This window comes from Spirosoma knui, assembly GCF_054780635.1.
On sequence record NZ_BAAGVY010000017.1, the window covers coordinates 1 to 22,706 of the forward strand.

A 22,706-nucleotide genomic window follows, 5' to 3' on the forward strand; every position below is an offset into this window, starting at 1 on the left:
TGTGGATTATGAACGGTCAGTAAAAGTATCGGAAGCGATGATTCAACTGGCCATGATTCGCATTATGATCCGACGATTTTAATTTTAGACAGTCTCTTAGATAGTGCATAAATAATCCCTGGCGCTATGTACGCTACGTACGGCACCCTCACGAATCGATTGATTAAGCTCCTAAAATGAGGTGAAAACATACCTGCCCGTTCTATCGCAACGTAACGTCAGGTCCTACTCCCACTACTAACTTTTGTTCGACTGGGACGGGTTACACTTGGCTGGGTAACGTAATCGTGACTGAGGTTCCCTGGTCTATGTTGGAGGTAATTTGCAGGCTCCCCTGGTGCAACTCAATAATCTTCTGCGTAACGGCCAGCCCGATGCCGTAGCCCGGCACCCCTTCTACGTTTTTTCCCCGGTACAGGGGTGTAAAAATGTGAGCGGTATCGTTCTCAGCGATACCGCGCCCCTGGTCGGTTACCGTAACGGTGATCTGTTCGTCTTTGGCTTGCAGTTGCACCGAAACGGCTCCGCTGGAGTATTTGCAAGCATTATCGAGCACATTCAGGAAGGCCGTTGTGAGCAGACTCGCGTTGCCCTTTACGGTGAACGATTCTTCCTCAGTCGTCATAAATTGAAGCGGTAAGCTCCGGCCGGGGTATTTGGTCTGCGCCTGACCAATGGCCGTGAGCAGGCAATCGTCTACCTGAACGGCCGTCAGGGCAACGGTTCCATCAGTAACCTTAGCTAAGCCAAGCAGGCCGTTGGTAAGGGCAATCACTTTTTTTAACTCGTCGACGGCCACTTCCATGCTCTCGCGCCAGTCGGCCGGATTTTGGTCGTACCGTAGCGAAGTTTCCAGCGTCCCCAGGGTGTTGGTGAGCGGGGTGCGTAGTTCGTGGGAGGCATGGGCGACGAAGCTACGTTGGGACACAAACGCATCTTCCAGCCGAAACAGCATCTGGTTGAACGTCATGGCGAGCTGCGCAATTTCGTCCCGTCGATTGCCTTCGTGTACCCGCTTGTGCAGGTGCGTAGCTGTGATCTGCTCAACTTCGTCGACAATCTGGGAAATGGGTTTCAGGACCCGCCCGGAGAAATACCAGCCCGCCAGCACAATCAAGGCAAACCCCAGCAGGTTAGCCAGCATCAGAATTTGCTGAAGCGCACTCATTTTGGAAAAGCCAATCCGGTCGTAACCCGAAGCGAAAATGTAAAACAATTGCCCCCGGTCCTGGTACGGCATCACGATGGACTCCAGGTGGCCACTTCTGAATTCCATTAGCGAGTTTGACGTAACCAGCGGTATCTTTTCTTTATAATACTCGGATTCTTTCAAGGTCCGGTTGGTAAAAACGAGATTACGCCGGTTGTCGTAAATACTGATTTGCTCTTCCACGATGGTGAGCAGATCGGTACGTACCATATTTTTAAAGAAATCATCGTGCAAATGCCGCCGGGAAATCAGCACCCGCCCGGCCACACGGGCTTTCGACTCCAGCCGACTGTAAAACTCCTCCTGTCGGTACAGCGAATAGAAATACCACACCAGCAGCGACAGCATAATCTGGATGGCAGTCGCCAGCAGGGTGAAAATGATCGTCAGGCGATTGCGAATGAGCATGAATCTAGTTGGTGTAAATAGTCATTGGGCGTCTAGACGTGGCCGTTCGTTGTTCAATAATGAAAAGCCACGAATGACGACTCATCTAATCTTCGCGGAGAACATAGCCCATGCCGACAATGGTATGCAGTAATTTAGGCGAAAAACCCTTGTCAATCTTTTTGCGCAGGTAACTGATGTATACATCAATAACGTTGGTCGCGCTATCAAAATTCAGACTCCAGACCCGTTCGCTGATGTCGACCCGCGAAATGATTTTTCCTTTATTGAGCATCAGGTATTCCATCAGCGCGTATTCTCGGGTGGTCAGGTCAATGCGTTTGCCGGCGCGGGTAACGGTCTTGGTATCGAGGTTCAGTTCCAGATCGGCCAGCCGAAGAATCTGCTTGGGTTTGGAGCCGTTCCGGCGTGTTAACGCGCGAATACGTAACAGCAACTCCTGAAACTCGAACGGTTTGGCCAGATAGTCGTCGGCCCCGGCGTTGAAACCATCCGACTTATCGGCCAGACTATCCAGCGCAGTTAGCATCAGCACGGGTACGGACTCATTCTCCGACCGGATCAGCCGGCACAACTCAAAGCCGTTCATCTGCGGCAGATTGACGTCCAGGATGATAATATCATATTCATCCTTACGAAAGAAGGACAGGCCGGTACGTCCATCGTACGCCACTTCAACCTCGTAGCCCTCGGCCGACATGCCTTTGCGGATAAAAGAAGCCAACCGCTCTTCGTCTTCAACTAACAGGATTTTCATGCTAACGCTATGAATTCATCACGGCTTTACGCGGGCACTGGCTTGCCGTAATATCGTTACCACCAGCGTTGACACCGCAGACTACTCAAACAAAGATACGCAAGATCAATTGTCCGGACGGTGTTCAGAACAGACGGCAATCGACCTTAATGCGCACCTACCGCCGATACTACGCCGGAGGGGAGTCGCTGGGGGCTGGTAGTAGGTCCCGAAACGCTTATCCGCCCGTTTTTAACCTGCATACGATCGATAAAAACAACCCGTTCGTCGCCGGTTTTAGCGGTTCGTCCGTGGTAGACACAAAACATTTCTTTGCCATCCGGCGAATACGTAATGCTGTTGTGCCCCGTGCCCGACACCAGACCGCCCCTCTCCGTATTCTTCTGCAATACCGGATTGTTATCTGCTTTCTTAAACGGCCCCAACGGAGAACTTGACGTAGCATACCCGATGGCATAGTAGCGACCGCCGAAGTGATTGGCCGAGTACATGATGTAATAGGTCTTGTCTTTTTTGAACGTAACGGAGCCTTCTGTCCAACGGCGGTTTACTTCGCGGGCCATCACCGATTGGCTTTCCCAGCCAGCTTGTTTGTCGTTGAGCCGAACGGGGGGCCGCAGCAATAAAACCGGCTGACCGATCACACCCGAAAAATCGGGTTTCAGTTCGATACCATACACCCAACTCTCTTCGATCTCCTTGAACCAACCTTTTTTACGTGCCAGATCGGCCACCTCGCTGTCGACGGGATGTTTATAGCAGCAGCGGGAATAGTATAAATAGGTTTTGCCGTTAGCGTCCACAAACACATTGGCGTCAATGATCGGGTAGCCGGGGTCGAAAATAGGCTTATTCGTGAGGTCAATAAATGGCCCGGTTGGTTTGTCGGCTATGGCCACCCCAATGCGAAAGTTTTCTTTCTCGCGGGTCGGGTTTACTTTCCACTGGGCACTGTAGAACAGGTAATATTTTCCTTTTACCTCATACACTTCCGGGGCCCAGTACGCACCATCCCAGGCAGAGTTTGGGTCACTCCAGCCGTTTTTGTTATTATGAAAATACACCTGCCCTTCCCGTTTCCAGTTGACCATATCTTTCGACGAGTAGGCGGCAAAGCCTTTGTCGGCACCTCCGCCCGTGCCGTACATGTAATACGTGCCTTTGGTAAACAAAACGTACGGATCACCGAACTGAACGGGTAGTGGGTTCGAGAACGTAACGGTGTCGGCGGTAACAGACTGAGCGGTGTTTACCGACGGAAAATTGAGACACAGTGTTGAGAGAACGAAAAGCAGGAGCGCTAAAAATTTCATTATGACAATCGACTCGTTTTAAAATAAAGGTAGGCAAATTGTCGGTAGTGAACCAACTTAACATGTGTCCTGACCGGATTCTCCGCTCAAAAGGTCACTCCAAAGTAAATACTGCGAACTACCTATGCACCCTCCTCAGACTGTACCCCTCCCGGCCTCCCCTCGAAGGGGAGGAGCAGAACTTGTCGGTTAAAACTCCTCCCCTTCGAGGGGAGGCCGGGAGGGGTACTACTAACGCGAAAAGCTCCCGCTGGGGAGCTTTTCGCGTTTATATAGAGTCGTGCGTATTACGCTTTCGAGTTATGTTCAGTCATCTGCTCTGTTTGCGCGTAGGCCGAAGGCATTGGAGGACCTAACTGCGGTTCACCAGCCATTGGATGCGCTTTTATCTCCTGGAACGTGCCTTTACCATCCATTGACGAGCCGTGCGACCACCGGCGATTCTGACCAATCGATGGCGAATCCGGGTCAATGTTCGTGTTGACGAACGTATAGTTTACCTCCTGATTCTCATTTGCCTGCGGAAAACTGTTTGGGATCGGATGCACCTTGCGCAGGTCACCATGACCCAGTTCTTCCAGTACGGCCAGCCATTGGTTCTGGTGCATAGTATCGCGCGCAATCAGGAAGGAAAGCATATCTTTCATGCCCGGATCATCCGTGATTTCGTAAAGACGCGTAGCGAGCACACGCCCCGTTGACTCCGCCATTACGTTCGCGTACATATCGGCGGCTATGTTTCCTGAGCTAACGACCCAGGAGCCGTTAAACGGAACCCCATTCGCATCAGCCGCCATGGCCCCTAACCCACCCGATAGGTAATGACGAGGGTCCATGCCGCCCATAATGGCCGCTACGATGGGATCTTTCCCAACAATTGTGTCTACTAAATCGCCCGACGCCCCTTCCAGATTAAGTGCCACCGCTGTAGCCAGCATTTCGATGTGCGCCATTTCCTCAGTTCCTGTATCTAACAGCATGTCCCGGTACCGAACTGGACCACGGGAGTTCCAGGCCTGGAAAAGATACTGAAGGCAAACACGAATTTCGCCTTCAATGCCACCAATAGCTTGCTGAAGAGCACGGGCAAACTGCGGATTGGGTTTCTCTACGCGTACTTTGTACTGGAGTTTTTTGTCGTGATAAAACATAGTTGTTGAGGATTTATTGGTGATAACTGCCTTCCCAACCGTCTTTTTTTCTGATTGTTGGCCCAGTCGCACCATTTCTCTACAAAATCTATGTATTAATGAGCGAACGTTCCCCTTCTGTCTATAGCCGGGTCCGAAAACTCTTTGAAGTCTCTACGGTTGTACTGCCGATAGCCTCAGGAATCAGAATGAGGATTTTTACAACTACCATTCGCATGAAGTTTTCTACCCAATTTATTCCCACTGCCGATCTGGTTGGCCTGCTTCCCATGCTAACCTATTTCTTTATAACCGCAACGACCTACGCCTTTTTGGCCTGTTTCATCTTCTCGCTGGCCACCCGGACGAGTGTGGCACCCGAACACCGCCTATCCCAAACCTTAACCGCCTGCATCGTTGCCGTTGCCGGGATTTCGTACGTCCTGATCACCTTCTTTTTCCACGATTACCTCGAAGAACTGGCCAACGTGAGCGATCCTGACGACCGGCTAACTCTAACTCGACAAGCCTATAATGCCATTGGTCAATACCGCTACATGGACTGGGCGATAACCACTCCGTTGCTGTTGATCAAGATGGTGTCCATGCTACGTATCCGCTACCGCGATGCCCCGAAGCAGTACGCGACGCTACTGGCTGCCGATTTTTTCATGATTGTTACCGGATACGTTGGAGAGCAGCAACTGACCGACGGAGCCCAGGTTTTAGTCACCTCAAAACTGATCTGGGGAGCCGTATCCACCCTTGGCTACGTCCTGATTCCGCTCACCCTGTACCGGATCTGGCAGCAATTCAATACTCAGGTCGAATCCGAAGAGCGCCTGGCTTTTCGCACCATTGCCTTAACAACCGTTACGTTCTGGGGTGTTTATCCAATTGGGTATATCCTCACCTGCATCCCCAGTTTTGATCCGAACTGGATTCACCTGGCCTTTTCAATTGCCGATGTAATCAATAAAGTAGGTGTTGGAATTATTACGTACCTGACCGCTAAAGAACTGATGGACAAGCGGGTTCCCGAAAGCGCTAGTGCTTCGGCATACGGAATCAGCTAGATCTGTGCAGGGTTTTACGTAATGCCGTGGCCATTGTGCCGACCACGGCATTTCTAAGCTATTTCTAAGACAAAATTAAGCCTCTTCTTATAAGCTGGCTGTAGCTTGCGAACAGTTTAGAAGATCGTCTTCTGACGAATTGGCTGCTGTTGTTGGGTTGCTCCAAGCAATACGAATTATTCATAGTTGAACAAACATTAAAACGCTATCGAAGCCTGATCTTCGATAGCGTTTTTGTTTTGGGTGTACTCGCTATAAAAGCCTTTCAACTATTTATCACCAAGCAACGGCATTTATTTACCCATCCACTTCTTAAACTCTGTGGCGCGTTCCCGGCTCACCAGCACTTCATCGTCGGGGGTGGGCTTAAGCGTTAGTTTTAGCTTGTTGTTGAAATACGGATGAATTTGCTGCACGGCGTTAACCTCAACAATAAACTGGCGGTTGGCGCGGAAAAACTGCGCCGGGTCGAGCATCGCTTCCAGATCGTCGAGGGTATAGTCAATAGAAAACTTTTGGTTCGTGTTCGTGCGGAACAAGCTCACGCCGTCTTCTGAATAAAAATAGGCAATATCACCAACCTCAATGGGCATCCACTGCGACAAGTGCTTAACCAGAAAGCGTTTGCGGTATTCGGCGGGCTGAATCTGCTGACGAAGCTGCTGTACGAGGGCATCAATGGCCACCCGCCCCTGGGTTCCGCCATTGGGTTGATCCATCAGCCGTTTGTACTTTGTCAGACTGGCCTCCAGTTCGTGGCGTTTGATGGGCTTCAGCAGGTAATCGATGCTGTTCACTTTAAACGCCTTTAACGCATATTCATCGTAGGAGGTAGTGAAAATGACCGGTGACGATACGGAGGTCTGCTCGAAAATCTCGAAGCTTTGCCCGTCGGCCAGTTCTATATCCATCAAAATAAGGTCGGGATAGTCAGGCTTGCCCGGCCCGTTTGTCTCCAGGTAATTCACCGATGCGCGTACGCTGGCCGTTGTGCCTACAACATGAAGAGTGGGATCTACCTCTCCTAACAATTTGGTCAGTTTACGGACAGCTAACTCCTCATCTTCGATAATCAATACGTTCATGGCACGGCTGTTTAGGAATTTTTATTCGTTACGACTCTAAACTAGTTGATTTAAGAGCCTATTGGCAATTTTCTTGTCGACAGAACCGACAAAGTAAGCGATGAAATGCGCCAAACGGACGGTGAAATGCCCCACTCTTTGGCGTCAAACTTGCTTCAACGTTCTGGCAAAGATAGCGGCTCGGCTGATTTTACGTACGTAGAGTCTGACCGGATGCTACGTCCCGTAACACCAGCCAGACTCTACGTATTGATGATTCAGATTGGTTATTTCGCTGCGACTTCTGGCTTAGCGGATACCCGCGCCGTAAACGTCTCTACTTTGTGACGGATCGGTTTCAGCGTCCGCAGGTAAGTGTAAATGGCGCGCAGATCGGTTTCGGTCATGCCGCCGTACATCATCCAGGGCATTAGCGTTTGTTTCTCACCCGGCTTAACCGCTGGAGGAACGTAGCCTCTGGCAGGGTCATGGGCTTTAAAGCGGGCGACAAACGCTTCTTTTGTCCAGTGGCCAATACCAGTCTCGTTATCCGGCGTAATGTTTGCCGACCGGATCATTGCGTCCGGCATCCCGAACTCCATCCCTCCCGCAAACTCCATACCTTCAATCGGTGCGCCTTTTTCTTTTTTCGTATGGCAATCGACGCAGGAAGCTGCGTTCGTCAGATATTTTCCGTAGGCCAGTACGTCCGTAGAGTCGGGGCGTTTCTGAAAGTCCGGTTTCTGCGGAATCGTGTTCAAAATAAAGTTCATCGGGAACTCGGCTTCCGAAGCCGGTACGGCATTGTCGATAGGTGCCAGGGTACGCAGATAGGCGATAATCGCCTGTACGTCTTCCGAGTCCATGCGGCCAAAAGCGGGGTGCGGCATCACGGGGAAGAGCGCTTTTCCGGTACGGTCAACTCCGGAGGTAATGGCCCGAAACAGTTCGCCATCGGTCCAACTGCTTACGCCCGCCGGTGTAATGTTACGTGCGTAGAACGTACCAGGAAAGCCCATTTCGGGTCCGAACCGATCGCCCCCTTTTCCCAGCGTACCCGCCACCGGAGGTCCGGTGTACAGACTCCAGTCACGTGTACTGTGGCAATCCATACAAACGTTTACGTTATTGGCCAGATAGCGGCCCCGCTCAATCTGAGCTGCGGTGGACTTCACGCGCAGCTCCGGTGCTGGCCCTACGTCAGGTAGACCCAGTTTTACGTAGGCTAACAGACCAACAAAGCCTACCGCGATGACGGCCAGGCCGACACCTACGTAACGAAAAGCTTTTTTCATACAAGGGTTTAGAAATGGTATTGGCGTATTGTAACTCAAGGCTATACCTTTCGGCATAGTTGCGTTAAAAGTACTATAAATATAGACGCGAGCTCTGTAGCAATCGGCTAAAAATCAACCGTTTAATAAATCCTGTTCATTCAACAGACGAATAACCGATGGGGAGCCTGTTGATTTCGTAACTGTGCAGCGTATGCACCTGACCCGTTGGTTCGTTCAGGAATACGACCCGGCAATAATTCAACTGGGCTTCGACCGACGAGAAAAGCCATTTCCGACCGATACGGGACAAGATAAACAAGCCGTCGTCGTTGCCGACCGCATTAAAATCCAGCTTTGGTGCCGACTTGCTGAACTGCTCAATGCCGAACTGTGCCGCCAGTTGACAGGTGGTCAGCGTTACGTCTTCGGTGGCAATACCGATTTCGCTCACTCCCTGAAACAGATCATTGATAGTCAGGTTGGGATCATCGAGCGGAAGATCGGCCCGGCCAATAAACTCGAGCAGGTTCCCGGCATTGTCGTAGAAATAAGCAGCCCGGGCGTTCCAGTTGGGGAACTCCGCCACAGTTTGTCCACGGGCCTGCGTATCGAGGTACTCGAAGTCAAAATAATACATGCATACTTCCAGGGCTCCGCGTGGTACGTTGATGGCCAGGTGATAAGGCGCTACGGGAACGCTGACCGCCCAGAACGTTAGTTGGGTCCAGCCGAGCTGAAGCGTCAGGTGCGTTGCTGACTCCGAAACAATCGGTAAGCCCAGCCGCTGGGTGTAAAACGCCCGCGTACCGATGGGGTCGTTTGTGTAAAGGTCGATGGCAAGGAATTTCATAACACTGGCTGTAACGTACAGCTCGCCGTTTCGGATGCTGGATAGATACGATACACTTACTACTCAGCTTAAAAGATCTCTAAATGAGCAACTTACTGTAGTAAATTGATTCTCGACGGAAGATTGATGGCAAATAGGTTAACTTAGTTTTTCAGGACAAGCGTCGCCTTCATGGTGACCCCATCCTCATTCACTTCAACACTAGCTTTCAATGTTTTGCCATCATTGATAAGTACGTGCCACTGGCTTACACGGGCCGGGTTGCCAACATCCTTGAGGGTTAGGACCTGAGTTGACACATCAAACGACCACGTATTGGTTTGCTCTACCGCTTGCTCATCGGCTTCGCAACGCTGCTGACCGTTGTTTCCCATCACTTTACCATTAGCCTCAAACACAACCGAATCGTCGGTATGGCATTCGTCCAGAAACGTAGTCAGGTCGTTGTCAAGTGTACCGTCGCCATCGAAGTCGATGGGTGTGTCGAGCGTGTAGGCCGTCATCGTCCAGCTTTTCCCAACAAAAGCGGGTGCGCTGGCTGGTGATGGCGATGCGTTATCCTGGTCTTTCTTGCAGGCCGAAGCGCCTGATAATATTAAGGCGGCAAGCGCCCCTATACGTAACGTAGTGAATGCGTTCATTGAATTTGCTGGTTGAAAAGAGAATGGTGTTGTTTACGTCAGCCTATGCTCCGGCGTTGACGGGTCAAAATTGGCCTGAATGGCGGGTGAGTCCTATGAACAGACGGGTGAAGTGCGATTTGCAGCCAGTGAAAGGCAGAAAAAAGGCGATCAAGCGAGAATCATTTCGGGCTGCTGAACCGACTGCTACGTAAATAATGGATAGAAGGCTGACGCGCGTCAGCAGAGCGCTACTCCGCTGTTAAGCTCGTAGTTCAGGCTGGCTTGTGAGCAAGGGGATTCGAACTCTGAACGTATCGTCAACGATGCCAACTTCCAGTTCGCCCTGGCCCAACAACTGATATTTTGTGTAGATGTTGATCAGGCCGACCCCGTTCGATAGCACCTTGGTTTGTCGGAGTTGCAGGTTGTTGATGACTTGTAGCTGGCCCCCATCATCAGTCCGGATTGTGATGTGCAGGGGCTGATCGGCGGCAACGATGTTATGCTTAATGGCATTTTCGACCAGCAGTTGGAGCGTAAGCGGGGGCAAAAGCGTACTTAGGTACGTATCGTCTACGTCAATCTGTAGGGAAAGTCCGTTCCCGTACCGAGTCCGTTGCAGGTGATAATACGACTGAATAAACCGTAATTCTGCGGCTAGTGTCGTTAACTCATTGGCGTTCGTCTGGAGCAAATACCGGTATACGCTCGACAGTTCTTCAATGAACAGTTCGGCCCGTTCCGGGTCGTCATCAATCAGCGAGGATAAAGAGTTAAGGCTATTGAAGAGGAAGTGCGGGTTAACCTGCTGCTTCAGGCCTTCCAACTGGCTTTGCAAATTGGCCCGCCGAAACTTTTCGGTTTCGCTCAGCGTCTGCGACCAGCGATCAAAGGTATAAACCGTTTCGTGTACTACGTTCGCAATGATGTTTCCCGCAATACCAAATAATAAAGTATTGTACAAACGAGAGTTACTAAAGGTAAACCCAGGAAAACCAATCCATTCGTACCCGTAGAAAAATCCGAGAATGGTCGTTGATGACATCAGGATGTGAATTAGTAACGCCAGAAACATCCGCAGCCAGGTCTGGTGAACTTCGGGAAATTTATTCCGAAGATATAGCGCTGGTACGCTATGCAGAAAGTAGATGGGTGTAAAGATCAGTACAACACTAAGCGTAGCCAATACAAACACATCGAGTCGCTTAAAATAAAGCGTCCCGAAAAGCATATAGTTGAAAAACAGAAAGTAGAACGGAAGAAGAGCGAGTGCAATAACATTATCCCTCCGAGTGTACTGCGTCGTTTTCAAAACGGGTGGTTGTTTGGCTGCCTACAGCTATCGGGTCAGCCGTTTTAGGGTAAAGCTATCATATTTCCGGCAGATTTTGGCAACTCCAGCTTTACCTGGAAAACCCGCCCGTCGTCGATGATACGTGGCAGAGGCAAACCCAGCGATGCGTACAGCGCGGTCAGGTTGTTGAGTCCGCCCGGCTGAGTCTGGATGTGTCGTGTTTTACGCTGAATCGAGTTCTTGACGGACAAATAGTTTTCGTCAGCTTCAATAATGATCTGTAGGGGCTCACTGGCGCTAATCACATTATGACGAATGGCATTCTCGACTAGTGTCTGGAGCGTCAAAGGCGGTAGCCAGCGCTCCGTTGCTTCGTCCGAAATGCAGATTTGCCAGTCTAGGGATACGCCGTAGCGCGTTTTGAGGAGAAAGAAAAACGATCGGATAAAGTCCAGTTCCGTTTTCAACGGCACCAGCCGGTGCTGGTTCGTTTGCAGCAAATAGCGGTATACCGTGGCTAACTCATCAAGAAATTCACCCGCCTTATCGCGGTCTTCCCAGATGAGCGCAGACAGCGAATTTAAGCTGTTAAATAGAAAATGCGGATTGACCTGATTTTTAAGGCTGTCGAACTGGCTTTGCAGACTGGCTTTTTGCACGGCCTCCGCTTCGGCAACCGCCAGCCGGTAAAGATGCAAGTAATACGTAATCTCGTAGTAGCCACCCACAATGATCACAAACGTGAGGGCCATACAACAGTGAATAATATAGACCCGCGGAAATTCGGGCGGGGTAATAAGTCCGCTCAAATCAATCTGACTTAATCCCCAGGTTTCGAGGGCCTGCAGCATAACGGTCAGCAGGGAGTAGCCGCCAAACGTAAGCAGAATGCGCTTGCTTGTCTGCGATTTCAGCGTATACTGCTTTCTGACCTGCATCACCCACCAATACAGCAGGAACCAGGCGCTGGTCGTTGACACCATCCCCCAGCTGAAGGTCATAGCCAGCAATCGCCAGTCGTAGCCGTATTCCTCCAGATAAAACAGCACAAAAGGCAGCACCGCAACGGGTGTTCCGATGATGCGTATCCACTTGTCGTTCGTGTATGCTTCCGGCGGATTGTCTACCGGTTGGCGGCCGAGCGCTTGCAGTGGTAGTGTATCTGCTTGATTTACGGTCACAACTCGATTTATCTACCAGCTAATTTAGCCTGCACAACATTACGAAGGTTCGTCGGAACCGACAACAATTGTGTTCATCGAGCCGCTCAAGACCAACTTAGAATGCGGGAAATGATGTCTGAATCGCAATAGTCTCGCAAACCACAGGTATCTACCTCAATAGTCTTTCGGGTCACTCTCTGTTTACGATTTACACCAGTCGAATCATCACCGCCATCGCTGATTGTGATTAGTTTTGAACAAGAAATTAAAGCCGCTGGAGTTCCTGCCAGAACGCCCGGATAAACGTCCGCTCTTCCCGCGATATACCTTCGTGAGCTTTGGCCACGCGAAGCAGAATGCGAATGAACCGCTTTTTGGTTTGCTTGGTCAGTTCGATACGTTGGTCAGCCATCCGGCGCAGCCCAAACGCATAGGCTTCTTCGGTCGTTTCGCCGACATTGTCCCGTAAAAAGCAGGCGCAAATGGCTAAATCGCTGTAAGGTTCCCCCGCTAGCAGCTCCTGAACGACATCACGTTCCGGCTTTTGCAGGTGACCGTCCAGCTTGGCCAGGGCATACACGACACTGCCCAATCCCATCGATACATCTGGAGAATACATAGACATAGGTAGTAAACAGTTTGTTGATTAGTAAATGGTGTTGCGAGGATTAAACCGATTCCGTGCCGACTCTCATTCAATAGTATGAGCAGCCAGTTGGTGAAACACCCGTTCGTCCAGGCGGTAGCGGTCGTTGAGCGTCAAACTGCTTCGACTGGTAAATAAGGCGTAATTGACCGCGTTGTACAGCAGCCAGTATGAACCTGGCGTATTCAGCAGCCGTTCCTCTAGTCGCAGACGTTCACCGGCTTGCTTTGCCAACTGGACCGGAATCGGCAGTTCACGTAGCAGACTCTCCTGAGCGCCCGATAACGGCGCTTGCTGTAGGTGATTATAGACGTTTGACGTTAGCGAAGCAGGGGCCATCAGATGCTCAAGCAAAAGCTTGTGTAAATGCTCCTGAAAGCGTTCGATGGTCAGATCACGGTGGTGAATCTTCCGGATGTCGGTACTGTTCCGCAGCGGCCGGTCTTTAGGCTGTACGCTTTTCGCGGAAGGCAGTTTTTCTTTTCCTTTCGACCATGCGCCCAGCCAGCTCCAGTACGTATTCAGATCGGTGAACGGGTCGGCCCAACCTAGCAATCCATTCTGACAGACTGACCGGTAAACACTACTGCCTAGCTGAGGGGTGGTATCCAGCAGAGAGGTGAGCGTTTGCCCCTGAATGCTGAACGGCGTCCGGCCATTATAACTATTGGTCAAGATCAGGCTTCGTTGCAATCGCTCACTACCAATCGACAGGGTTGTGGGGAGAATGATGCTGATGCTGAACTCGCCGGTGGTTGTGTATTTAATGAGTAAGCGATAATCGGGAATGAGCTGATCAACCACCGTACGTATCGCTTCATTTGGTATAATCGTATAATCGGCACTCTGGATACCAAACAACGTCTTTCTGCCGCCGGGCATCTGACCAACAACGAGTTGCTGACGGTCGGTCGCAATAATATCGTACCCAGGCAGTAGATCAGTTAACCATACAGGTTCCACCGGGTAGCATATCTCCTGCCATGATTCCGTAACCTGAGGTTGAGCACTTATATAGGTCATATTATTTGCATTTGTGTTTTTGCAGTTGTAAATTTACAGCTATAAGATGATAAATCAAATAAACCCGTTATGAAAATCAGACAAACACTCTTCATTTATCCTGTTGCTCTCCTGTCGGCGGCACTTTTGGTCGGTTTCACAGTAGCATATACCTCTACCCGTACTACGTTGGCGGAGGAAGACATAGCAAGTTCGTTGACCGGTCCGTCTGACTGGTTAGGCATTTGAACCGTACAGGCCAGGCGGCTGTCGACAAACTGAACGTAGCGAATAGCATCTCACTACGTAGTGAAGGGCTTCTTTTATCGATCAGTGTTTTAAACGATTCTGCTCATGAACGATTCAATCAACTATCAGTCTCCGACATGGATGTCCACCGACCGTTGGCTACCGGTTTGCTTTTTCCTGCTGTTAGCCGGTTCGTTGGTGGCCAGTTCCCTGACGGAATACAATCGTCGGCAGCAACTGGCTGCTGAACAAACCGCAAAACCTTGTTTCTGCGTGGAGCCACCGCCGAGTGGCATCCGGGCCTATCAACCCCTACTGCCACAAACCAAAGTGGACAGCCGTGGCTGGGGCCTTGTATATACGGGATTCCCGTATCCTTAATTATCTCCTAACTCTTAAAACGAACTGATTATGTCCTGGCTTGAATATAGTCAATGCGTTCTGGAAAAGGTTAGCTTCGACCGAACGCTATTCCGCAAAGAACTCCGCAAGTTTGTCCGGTACCTGTCGGCGTCTGAACGATTGCAGCTCATCCGCTGGTGTCGTCATCACCGGCCCTGGAAACGTCACGAACCGACACCTACGGTCCTCACCCAGCCCCTCGTGGCCAGGTAACCTACGGAGCGGCAGCAACTGGCAGATTGATTGTCCCGGACCAGTGCATACATGTAAACGTTACGCCCATGATAAAGTGGTTTCTAGGATTCAAACAGAAAATGAAAGCGGTTGGGCTGCTTTTTGGTGCCATGGTCCTCATCCTGTTCACGGCGCTAAGCATGCGACATGCCCTTAGGGACATAGACCAAACGCTAACCACCGTGTACGCCGACCGGTTGCAGCCGGCCGTTGATCTGGTATACCTGAGCGAGAACCTGCACGCCAAACGGCTTATGCTGGATGCGTACCTGACTGGTCAGTCGAAGATGGCGGCTTCGGCCCTGACTGCTGAACTGAACCGGTATAACGGAGCCAATCAGCAACTCATCGGGCAGTTCGAGCACACCAAGCTGACGCCCAGGGAAGCCCAGCGTTTAGAGTCATTTAAGGCAAGTGTAACTCATTACAACGATCTGGAACGTACGGTTCTGCACCTGAGCGAATCTAGCCGGGCGCAGGAGGCAGCCCAGTTATTTACACAACAGGGCGCTACGTTCTTTCAGCAAGGGGTGATGGCGCTGCATGACCTGGCTCAAATTCAGGTCAAAACCGGACAGCAGGCCATTGAGGCCGCTCATCAGGAAGCCTCGGGAGGAGCTGTTAACGCTACGTTGCTCATAGCGGTTTCTGTTTTGATTGGCGTGCTCATCCTCGCCATTATCCAGAGTATCAATCTGGTGCCCCGGCCAACGCACCCCTTCCATCTAAACTAGGGAACGGCCTAGGAATGAATGGAAATCATTAACTCACTATCAACAAAAAGAAGTACAGTATGATGAATTTATTGTTAAGCAAATTAGATCACCAGCGGCTAACCGAACGTATTGTCCGGTCGAAAACAGATCCTACGCTGTCGCGCAATCAGATGACTATGTTATTCAAAAAGGTGAATGAGGCTGCGCTGTTCGAGCCCACAGATATACCGGCGAACGTAGTGACGATGAACTCGCGGGTAACGATCGAATACGTAAATAGTCGAAAAACAGTGGATATTCAACTGGTCTATCCGGAGGAAACGAACATTCAGCAAAACCGCATTTCGATTTTTGCCCCCATGGCCACGGCGATCCTGGGTCGGCGGGAAAACGAGCAGGTTGGCCTGAACACGCCGAACGGAACAGTTAAAATTCGCATTGCCCGCATCCTATACCAACCCGAAGCAGCTGGTGATTTATCGCTTTAGTTCAAACGTGAAACTGGCTGACGCCAGGTACACCCTGACGGAACCTGGCGTCAGCCATTTGTTCAAACGAACTGGCTGTTCTGACACCAAACAAAACGCGCTAATGGCTCCTGGCTATCAGCGCGTTTTGCATTACAGACTAAAGAGATCTATGATACGTAGTGATGTTTACTCGACGCCTTTTACCTGCATAGGTAATGTATAAACGGATTCTGAGGCCGTGATAAACAACGTACTACGGTCTTTGCCACCGAAGCAGATATTGCCAACCCAGCGCGATGGCACGGGTATGTTCCCTAGTTTGGTACCGGCTGGATCGTACACCGTAACGCCCCGACCACTCAGGTACAGATTCCCCTGATTATCGAGCGTCATGCCGTCGGAGCCCTGCGAAACAAACAACTGGCGATTTGTCAGGCTTCCATCCGGATTGATCTGGTACTTGTACGTTTTGTTGGCCCGAATGTCGGCCACGTACAGAAACTTGCCGTCGGCAGACCCCACAATCCCGTTCGGCTGCATTAGATCGCTGTCGACAACGACGGGTTCCCGTTTGCCTTTGGCCAGGTAATAGACTTTCTGTCCTTCGATATCAGGCTTTTTACGTTCCCAGTAATCACGCTGGTAATAGGGGTCGGTGAAGTAAATACCGCCTTTGGCGTCGAGCCACAGATCGTTGGGCCCGTTCAGTTTCTTGCCCTGGTAATCGGTCATCAGCACCGTTACGTCGCCTTTGGGACTAATTGACCAGAGTTCATTTTTGGCGTCAGCGCAGGCGATCAGGTTGCCTTTCTTATCGAAATACAGCCCGTTGGAACGCCCGGTCTTGTCCATGAACAGGGTCAGTTTTCCGTCCGTATCATACTTCCAGATTTTGTCGTTCGGCTGATCCGTGAAAAAGATAACGCCTTTTTTATCGACGGCGGGCCCTTCGGTGAAGGTAAACTGATTCGAGACCTGCTTCAACGTAGCGCCCGGCATAACCACTTTCACGGAGTCGACCCGCTGGGCGAATGTTTGCAACGAGATGGCCAGCGCGGCTAGCGACAAACCGACTTTTTTAACATGATTCATAAATGACAAAACAGTGAAGTGCGTTGAATAACGCGGTACAATGAATAAGGTATTTACGCTCTTCGGCCCACTAACGTGAAAACGAATTTTCAGGCTAGTGGGCCGGATACGATGTGATTTCGCTACGTGCTTAAACACGATTCGGATCAGGGTGTTTCCAGGGCTGACGATAGGGACGCTGCAACAGGTTGTTCGCTTCTTTATCGCCCACAATCTCCCGCTTTTTCGGGTCGTACACGATTGGCCGCCCGATTTGCATAGACACGTTAGCCAGGATGCAGCTCGCCGTCGAGATATGGCCTTCTTCAATATCAGCTACGGGTCGGCCGCCATTTTCGATGGCTTCGAGGAAGTTGATCATGTGCAGACGAGTCGCCGGGGCTGCGTTCAGTTCGATCTTCGGGTTGGTCGGTTCGGTCAGATCTTCCGGATATTTTTCTTTTTCGTAGACAACATCCTTATGAATTTTCTTCGCGTCCTTGTCGAGCGGAACAAAGTCGTACTGCATGGTACTGGCCCACAACGTTCCTTTATCGCCGTAAAGCGTTAAGGACCAGGGGTAGTCGGGATTGTTCGGCGTTCCCCACGACCGGTGCTGCCACACGCAGTTCAGCCCGTCGTATTCGAAAATCGCCGACTGTGTATCGGATATATTCGATTTGCCGTCTTTCTGTACGTAGATCCCTCCCGTTGAGGAAATGCGTTTGGGCCAGCCTAGTTTCAGCATCCAGCGGGCGGTATCGAACATGTGTACGCACATATCCCCCACAATGCCATTTCCGTATTCCTTAAACGTGCGCCACCAGCGAACGTGCGGCAGGCCGTCGTAGGGACGTAACGGAGCGGGGCCGGTCCACATTTCATAATCCAGGAAACTCGGTACCGGCTGCTCGGCCGGATTGCCATTGGCCCGCATCGGGAAGTAGCAGCACATCTCGACGTGCGATATTTTACCAAGCAAACCGGCATCGACAATGTTCTTTTTGGCGTCGATCAGGTGCGGGGTACTTTTCCGCTGCGTGCCGACCTGCACCACTTTATTGTATTTGCGGGCGGCTGCAACCATAGCTTCACCTTCCAATACATCCACGCTGATTGGCTTCTGTACATATACATGGGCTCCGGCTTTAACCGCATCGATCGTTTGCAGCGCATGCCAGTGATCAGGTGTTCCGATTACCACAATATCCAGCTTATTCTCGGCCAGCATCTTGCGGTAATCGCCGTAGAGCTTCGGCACTTTACCCGATTTCTGACGCTGACTCACCAGCTTGGCCGCGTCGTCGAGCATATTTTTATCCACATCACATAACGCAACCACGTCAACGGGCGACACCTGGATCAGGCGTAATAAGTCACTTTTTCCGTACCAGCCGGTACCGATCAGGGCAACACGATAGGTCTTTTCCGGCTTGCTCAGATCCATGCCGTTAGCGCCAAGCGCAGTAAGAGCAAGTGACGCCGAAGCCCCCTGAAGGAACTGACGCCGGTCGATGGTGAAATAAGGCATTGAAATAAAGGGTTCAAAAAGTTTCGCTACGTGCTGTCAGTACGGCTCGGACCGACAGGTGCTTGATTCGTATGGAAAAGACGGCCAGGGGTATCAAATACTCTTTTCAAGCACTACGATTTTTGAAGACAATGCGCGACAAAGGCGATTAAACGCCGATTTTGATACGGTCGTTACGTTGCTCCTGGGTTTACGAAGTCTACTACAATCCGTTACGTTCTCGCTCCGGCCGACGGGTTGATTCGTCGTCTGGTAAGTAGAAAACAAGCCCGTGTCGTCTTCATGGAAGGATGACGATGAATGCCTTTACCAACCAATGATATGACAACCCGACGAGTGTTTCTAAAAAAAGCCGGTGGCTCCGTAGCCCTGGCCTCTGTCAGTCCGGCCTTTGCGTTAGCCGATGCCCCACGCGTTGGCCCTCCGGCGGGTGAAGACTTGTTTAAGCTGGGTATCGCCGGCTATAGCTTCGTGCATTTCAAGCTGGACCAGGCGCTGGAGATGATGAAGAAAGTGGATGTTCATTACCTATGCATCAAAGACTTTCACCTACCGTACAATAGTACCGCCGAACAGATCAGCGCTTTTCACGACACGCTGAAAAAATCCGGGGTTACCGGCTACGCCGTTGGGCCGATCTACCAGAAAACGACGCAGGAAGTGGACAACGCCTTCGATTATGCTAAACGCGTAGGCGTGAAACTGATTGTCGGCGTCCCCAATGCGGAGTTACTGTCGTACGTCGACAAAAAGGTAAAGGAATACGACATGCGCTACGCGATTCACATCCACGGACCGGACATTAAATTATGGCCGAATGCCTCGTCCGTTATTGACGCCGTTAAAAACCTGGATGCACGAATAGGGCTTTGCTTCGATATGGGCCACGATACCCGTTTTGGCAACGACGCGATCGCCGACCTGGAGAAGTACGCCAAACGCATCTTCGACATTCACCTCAAAAACGTTACGGCAGCGTCGAAAGAAGGCACGACCTGCGAGTTGGGCCGGGGCGTTATCGACATACCAGCTTTTGTGGCGATGCTGCGTAAAATCAAGTACGACGGCTGCTGCAGTCTCGAATACGAGAAAGATATGAAAGATCCGCTGGCGGGCATTGCCGAATCAATCGGGTACTTCAAAGGCGTTTGTGATACGTCCCGATCGGGCAAGCGCAAAGTTTAATACGGAGAATACACCACAGCTTCAGGCTTACTTATTAACCCATTACCTCCTCAAATCGAGTGGATACGTCAAGACGAGAATTTATCAAAAAAGCCGCGTTAGGTACCGCCGGGATCACCGTGGGCGGGTTAGCCAACGGAATGTCGGCCAAGAGTTACGCTAAAATCATCGGCGCAAACGAACGAATCAACGTAGCAATTATCGGGCTGGGCCGCCGGCTAGGGGCCTATTACGACCCCATCAAGCGCAAGGACAGCAACGTTGAGCTGGTGTACCTGTGCGACGTAATGAAAAAGCAACGGGAATCGGCAGTTCAGAAGTTTTCTAAGCACATCACCTACACGCCCAAGCTGGAAAACGACGTGCGGAAGGTAATCGCAGACAAACAGGTGGATGCCTTGTTTATTGCTACGCCCGACCACTGGCACGCACCGGGTACCTGGATGGCCGTGCAGGGTGGTAAACACGTGTACGTTGAAAAACCGTGCAGCCACAATCCGCGTGAAGGCGAAATTCTGGCCGAATGTCAAAAGAAATACGGGAAGGTGATCCAGATGGGCAATCAGCAGCGGTCAGCGCTTGAATCCATCGATGTCATCAACCAGATTCATAACGGAGCTATTGGCACGCCCTATAAAGCCGTTGCTTTTTACGCAGCTACGCGGGGCGAAGTCCCCGTTCCGAAGAAAGCGGCCGTTCCGGACGGGCTGGATTGGGACCTTTTCCAGGGACCTGCCCCCCGCATGGAATACACGCATGACACCTGGGATTATAACTGGCACTGGTACGGCTGGCATTACGGCACCGCCGAAAGTGGAAACAACGCGACCCACGAACTGGATGTAGCGCGGTGGGCGCTACAGGTCGACTTTCCGGAGCACGTAACGGTGGAGGCTGCTAAACGTACCTTCCCCAACGACGGCTGGGCGGTATACGACACCATGGACGCTACGTTCCGGTTCCCTGGTAACAAAATTATCAAGTGGGATGGTAAAAGTCGCAACGGACATAAAACCTACGGCAGCGATCGCGGCACCATTATTTACGGCAGCAACGGTAGCGTCTACGTAGACCGCGATGGCTATACGCTGTTCAACCGCGATGGCAAAGCCATCAAAGACAGCAAGTCGGCCGGTACAGAAGCCGGTACCGCGCTGGGCGGTGGTGGCGACATGACCACCCGGCACGTCGTTAACTTCTTCGAGGCCATTCGGGGTAAAGCGAAGCAGGCCTCCCCTATCGACGAAGGCGCTAAGAGCACCCTGTTGTGCCATTTGGCGAACATCGCGTACCGCACTAACAAATCGTTCAATGTCGACCCTAAAAACGGCCACATCCAGGATAAGGAAGCGATGAAACTCTGGGGACGCGACTACGAAAAAGGCTGGGAGCCTAAAATTTGAAGCCGATAAACCAAGCCGATTTTAATAACATGCCAGCAAGGCCCGAAGACCAACTCTTCGGGCCTTGCTGGTTTATTTGTGTGGTCTGAACCGGGGGCACTCGTGTCTGGCGGTGCTCGTAGTTCCGAACAAACTAGCACTTCATCTGTCCTACATATTTCACCGACCCGATCAAGGGTTTAGTCCTTAATTTAGCCGCCGGTCATTACGCGCTTTTCAGTGCGTTTTTGATATATATAACAAAGGTTGTAGTTTTTTGTCTTATTCCCGGCTACTCCTCCATTAACGAGCTTATTCTAAGCAAATTCTAAGATTTTTCTAAGCTGATCTTTATTAAAAATTTGGTACTTGCAACGTAACGAAAGTCCTGAACACACCAAGTATCAACCGTCAGGGCTTCGTAGAAGTAACCCGTTTTCAAACGACCCCTATGGCTTCTTACGCAAGTATAAAAATAGTGTTTGTGGGCGCTTTTCTGGCCGGCTGTACTGCCCAGAGCGAGACAAAACAAACCGAATCAAACCCAGCAATCCCGGTCATCCAGTTAACCCGGCACGATGCTACCCTCGACCATGATTACGCCAGTAATCTCGAAGCGGTGCAGAACGTAGAGGTCCGGGCCCGGGTTTCGGGCTATCTCGATAAAATTCTGGTAGACGAAGGTCGGCCCGTTCGGAAAGGGCAACTTCTGTTTCAACTGAACCCGGCCGAGTATCAGGTTAAAGTAGCCGAAGCGCAGGCCAGTCTGGAAAGCGCAACCGCTCAGGCCCAATCGTCGGAGGTGGAGATGAGCCGGGTGAAGCTGCTGGTGGACAAAAATGTAATCTCAGCTTCCGAACTCAAGCTCGCCCGGTCTAAGATGGAAACCGCCCGGGCCATGATCGACCAGGCGAAGGCTGCATTGGCGAACGCCCGACTTATGGTTTCGCTCACCAGCATCCGCGCTCCCTTCGATGGTGTGATTAACCGCCTGCCCTTTAAGCAGGGTAGTTTGATTGAAAATGGTGCGCTGCTGACAACGATCTCCGATCTGCGCGAGATGTACGCCTATTTCAACGTATCGGAAAAAGAATACCTGGCCTTTGTGAAAAAACGCCAGGACCCCGAAAAAACAACGGTCCGGGAAGTGGATTTGCTGCTGGCCGACGATACCCATTACAAACACAAAGGCATCATTGAAACCACCGAAACGGTTTTCGAAGGTAACTCCGGCACCATTGCATTCCGGGCACGCTTCCCGAATCCCGACCGGCTACTTCGTCACGGCGCTACCGGCAAAATTCGGGTAACAACCGACGTCGATGATGCCGTGCTGGTTCCGCAGAAGGCGGTGTTTGAGGTGCAGGACAAGAATTTCGTGTACGTAGTCGATGCCAATAACAAGGTTCGTACCCGCAGTTTCGCTCCCCAGAGCCGCATGGACCAGTTTTACATTGTTAAGTCCGGTCTGAAACCCGGCGATCGCGTCGTGTACGAAGGCATTCAAAACCTGAAAGACGGCATGACGATCGTTCCCCGTCCTTTACCCACCGACACCTTGAGAGCATTGTTCGCATCTGCTCGCTAAGTCATCAGGTCATTTTAGCGTCATGTGCCCGATAGGGCTGGTTCGTTCACCCAGTAACTGACCAG

23 protein-coding genes are annotated in these 22,706 nt (G+C 51.2%); 9 read left to right on the forward strand and 14 right to left on the reverse strand.

Annotation, left to right across the window (positions count from 1 at the left end; genetic code table 11):
- Window positions 1-262: 262 nt before the first annotated feature.
- The 4 genes from ACYVIY_RS25570 to ACYVIY_RS25585 form a co-directional block, all read right to left on the reverse strand.
- On the reverse strand, window positions 263-1,618 hold the full coding sequence (locus ACYVIY_RS25570) for a sensor histidine kinase (protein ID WP_460979377.1): 1,356 nt from the start codon (window positions 1,616-1,618) through the stop codon (window positions 263-265).
- A gap of 85 nt (window positions 1,619-1,703) precedes the next feature.
- Complete coding sequence (locus ACYVIY_RS25575; RefSeq protein WP_460979378.1) at window positions 1,704-2,375, reverse strand: response regulator; 672 nt, start codon at window positions 2,373-2,375, stop codon at window positions 1,704-1,706.
- Between the two features lie 146 nt (window positions 2,376-2,521).
- A complete protein-coding gene (locus ACYVIY_RS25580; protein ID WP_460979379.1) occupies window positions 2,522-3,688 on the reverse strand; it encodes a glycoside hydrolase family 43 protein in 1,167 nt (388 codons plus the stop codon).
- Between the two features lie 287 nt (window positions 3,689-3,975).
- Window positions 3,976-4,839 carry a manganese catalase family protein gene (locus tag ACYVIY_RS25585; RefSeq protein ID WP_460979380.1) on the reverse strand — a complete coding sequence of 288 codons (864 nt, stop codon included), beginning with the start codon at window positions 4,837-4,839 and terminating at the stop codon, window positions 3,976-3,978.
- A gap of 215 nt (window positions 4,840-5,054) precedes the next feature.
- On the opposite strand from ACYVIY_RS25585, the gene ACYVIY_RS25590 reads away from it, so the two are divergent.
- Window positions 5,055-5,894: a bacteriorhodopsin gene (locus tag ACYVIY_RS25590; protein WP_460979382.1), complete on the forward strand. Its 840-nt coding sequence runs from the start codon at window positions 5,055-5,057 to the stop codon at window positions 5,892-5,894.
- A gap of 293 nt (window positions 5,895-6,187) precedes the next feature.
- On the opposite strand, the gene ACYVIY_RS25595 is transcribed toward ACYVIY_RS25590, so the two are convergent.
- The 8 genes from ACYVIY_RS25595 to ACYVIY_RS25630 all read right to left on the reverse strand — a co-directional run bounded on the left by ACYVIY_RS25595 (window position 6,188) and on the right by ACYVIY_RS25630 (window position 13,834).
- Window positions 6,188-6,979 (reverse strand): LytR/AlgR family response regulator transcription factor, encoded by a 792-nt coding sequence (locus ACYVIY_RS25595; RefSeq protein ID WP_460979383.1) that lies wholly within the window; start codon window positions 6,977-6,979, stop codon window positions 6,188-6,190.
- Window positions 6,980-7,245: 266 nt separating this feature from the next.
- The gene (locus ACYVIY_RS25600) at window positions 7,246-8,253 is read right to left on the reverse strand and encodes a c-type cytochrome (protein WP_460979384.1); all 1,008 of its coding nucleotides are present in this window, start codon (window positions 8,251-8,253) and stop codon (window positions 7,246-7,248) included.
- Window positions 8,254-8,389: 136 nt separating this feature from the next.
- Entirely contained in the window at window positions 8,390-9,085 is a 696-nt protein-coding gene (locus ACYVIY_RS25605; RefSeq protein ID WP_460979386.1) for a VOC family protein, read from the reverse strand.
- A 143-nt stretch (window positions 9,086-9,228) separates the two neighbouring features.
- Entirely contained in the window at window positions 9,229-9,726 is a 498-nt protein-coding gene (locus tag ACYVIY_RS25610) for a hypothetical protein (protein WP_460979387.1), read from the reverse strand.
- A gap of 241 nt (window positions 9,727-9,967) precedes the next feature.
- Window positions 9,968-10,939 carry a sensor histidine kinase gene (locus ACYVIY_RS25615; RefSeq protein WP_460979388.1) on the reverse strand — a complete coding sequence of 324 codons (972 nt, stop codon included), beginning with the start codon at window positions 10,937-10,939 and terminating at the stop codon, window positions 9,968-9,970.
- 125 nt (window positions 10,940-11,064) lie between these two features.
- Complete coding sequence (locus ACYVIY_RS25620) at window positions 11,065-12,183, reverse strand: sensor histidine kinase (RefSeq protein WP_460979389.1); 1,119 nt, start codon at window positions 12,181-12,183, stop codon at window positions 11,065-11,067.
- A gap of 247 nt (window positions 12,184-12,430) precedes the next feature.
- Window positions 12,431-12,790 carry a tellurite resistance TerB family protein gene (locus tag ACYVIY_RS25625; protein WP_460979390.1) on the reverse strand — a complete coding sequence of 120 codons (360 nt, stop codon included), beginning with the start codon at window positions 12,788-12,790 and terminating at the stop codon, window positions 12,431-12,433.
- 66 nt (window positions 12,791-12,856) lie between these two features.
- Window positions 12,857-13,834: a hypothetical protein gene (locus ACYVIY_RS25630; RefSeq protein WP_460979391.1), complete on the reverse strand. Its 978-nt coding sequence runs from the start codon at window positions 13,832-13,834 to the stop codon at window positions 12,857-12,859.
- Window positions 13,835-13,903: 69 nt separating this feature from the next.
- Here ACYVIY_RS25630 and ACYVIY_RS25635 point away from each other — a divergent pair, with 69 nt between their 5' ends.
- The 5 genes from ACYVIY_RS25635 (at window position 13,904) to ACYVIY_RS25655 (ending at window position 15,902) form a co-directional block, all read left to right on the forward strand.
- Window positions 13,904-14,062 carry a hypothetical protein gene (locus ACYVIY_RS25635; RefSeq protein WP_460979392.1) on the forward strand — a complete coding sequence of 53 codons (159 nt, stop codon included), beginning with the start codon at window positions 13,904-13,906 and terminating at the stop codon, window positions 14,060-14,062.
- A gap of 105 nt (window positions 14,063-14,167) precedes the next feature.
- On the forward strand, window positions 14,168-14,443 hold the full coding sequence (locus ACYVIY_RS25640; protein ID WP_460979393.1) for a hypothetical protein: 276 nt from the start codon (window positions 14,168-14,170) through the stop codon (window positions 14,441-14,443).
- 30 nt (window positions 14,444-14,473) lie between these two features.
- Window positions 14,474-14,677, forward strand: a complete 204-nt coding sequence (locus ACYVIY_RS25645; RefSeq protein ID WP_460979394.1) for a hypothetical protein — start codon at window positions 14,474-14,476, stop codon at window positions 14,675-14,677.
- Window positions 14,678-14,745: 68 nt separating this feature from the next.
- Window positions 14,746-15,432, forward strand: coding sequence for an MCP four helix bundle domain-containing protein (locus ACYVIY_RS25650; RefSeq protein WP_460979395.1), 687 nt, complete (start codon window positions 14,746-14,748; stop codon window positions 15,430-15,432).
- 59 nt (window positions 15,433-15,491) lie between these two features.
- Window positions 15,492-15,902: a GreA/GreB family elongation factor gene (locus ACYVIY_RS25655; RefSeq protein WP_460979396.1), complete on the forward strand. Its 411-nt coding sequence runs from the start codon at window positions 15,492-15,494 to the stop codon at window positions 15,900-15,902.
- A 168-nt stretch (window positions 15,903-16,070) separates the two neighbouring features.
- Here the strand turns inward: ACYVIY_RS25655 and ACYVIY_RS25660 are convergent, their stop codons facing one another.
- The gene (locus ACYVIY_RS25660) at window positions 16,071-16,976 is read right to left on the reverse strand and encodes an SMP-30/gluconolactonase/LRE family protein (protein WP_460979398.1); all 906 of its coding nucleotides are present in this window, start codon (window positions 16,974-16,976) and stop codon (window positions 16,071-16,073) included.
- Between the two features lie 130 nt (window positions 16,977-17,106).
- Window positions 17,107-18,486: a Gfo/Idh/MocA family protein gene (locus tag ACYVIY_RS25665; RefSeq protein ID WP_460979400.1), complete on the reverse strand. Its 1,380-nt coding sequence runs from the start codon at window positions 18,484-18,486 to the stop codon at window positions 17,107-17,109.
- A 321-nt stretch (window positions 18,487-18,807) separates the two neighbouring features.
- Here ACYVIY_RS25665 and ACYVIY_RS25670 point away from each other — a divergent pair, with 321 nt between their 5' ends.
- The 3 genes from ACYVIY_RS25670 to ACYVIY_RS25680 all read left to right on the forward strand — a co-directional run bounded on the left by ACYVIY_RS25670 (window position 18,808) and on the right by ACYVIY_RS25680 (window position 22,641).
- Window positions 18,808-19,671, forward strand: a complete 864-nt coding sequence (locus tag ACYVIY_RS25670) for a sugar phosphate isomerase/epimerase family protein (protein ID WP_460979401.1) — start codon at window positions 18,808-18,810, stop codon at window positions 19,669-19,671.
- 59 nt (window positions 19,672-19,730) lie between these two features.
- Entirely contained in the window at window positions 19,731-21,074 is a 1,344-nt protein-coding gene (locus ACYVIY_RS25675; RefSeq protein WP_460979402.1) for a Gfo/Idh/MocA family protein, read from the forward strand.
- A 430-nt stretch (window positions 21,075-21,504) separates the two neighbouring features.
- A complete protein-coding gene (locus tag ACYVIY_RS25680) occupies window positions 21,505-22,641 on the forward strand; it encodes an efflux RND transporter periplasmic adaptor subunit (RefSeq protein ID WP_460979403.1) in 1,137 nt (378 codons plus the stop codon).
- Window positions 22,642-22,706 lie beyond the last annotated feature (65 nt).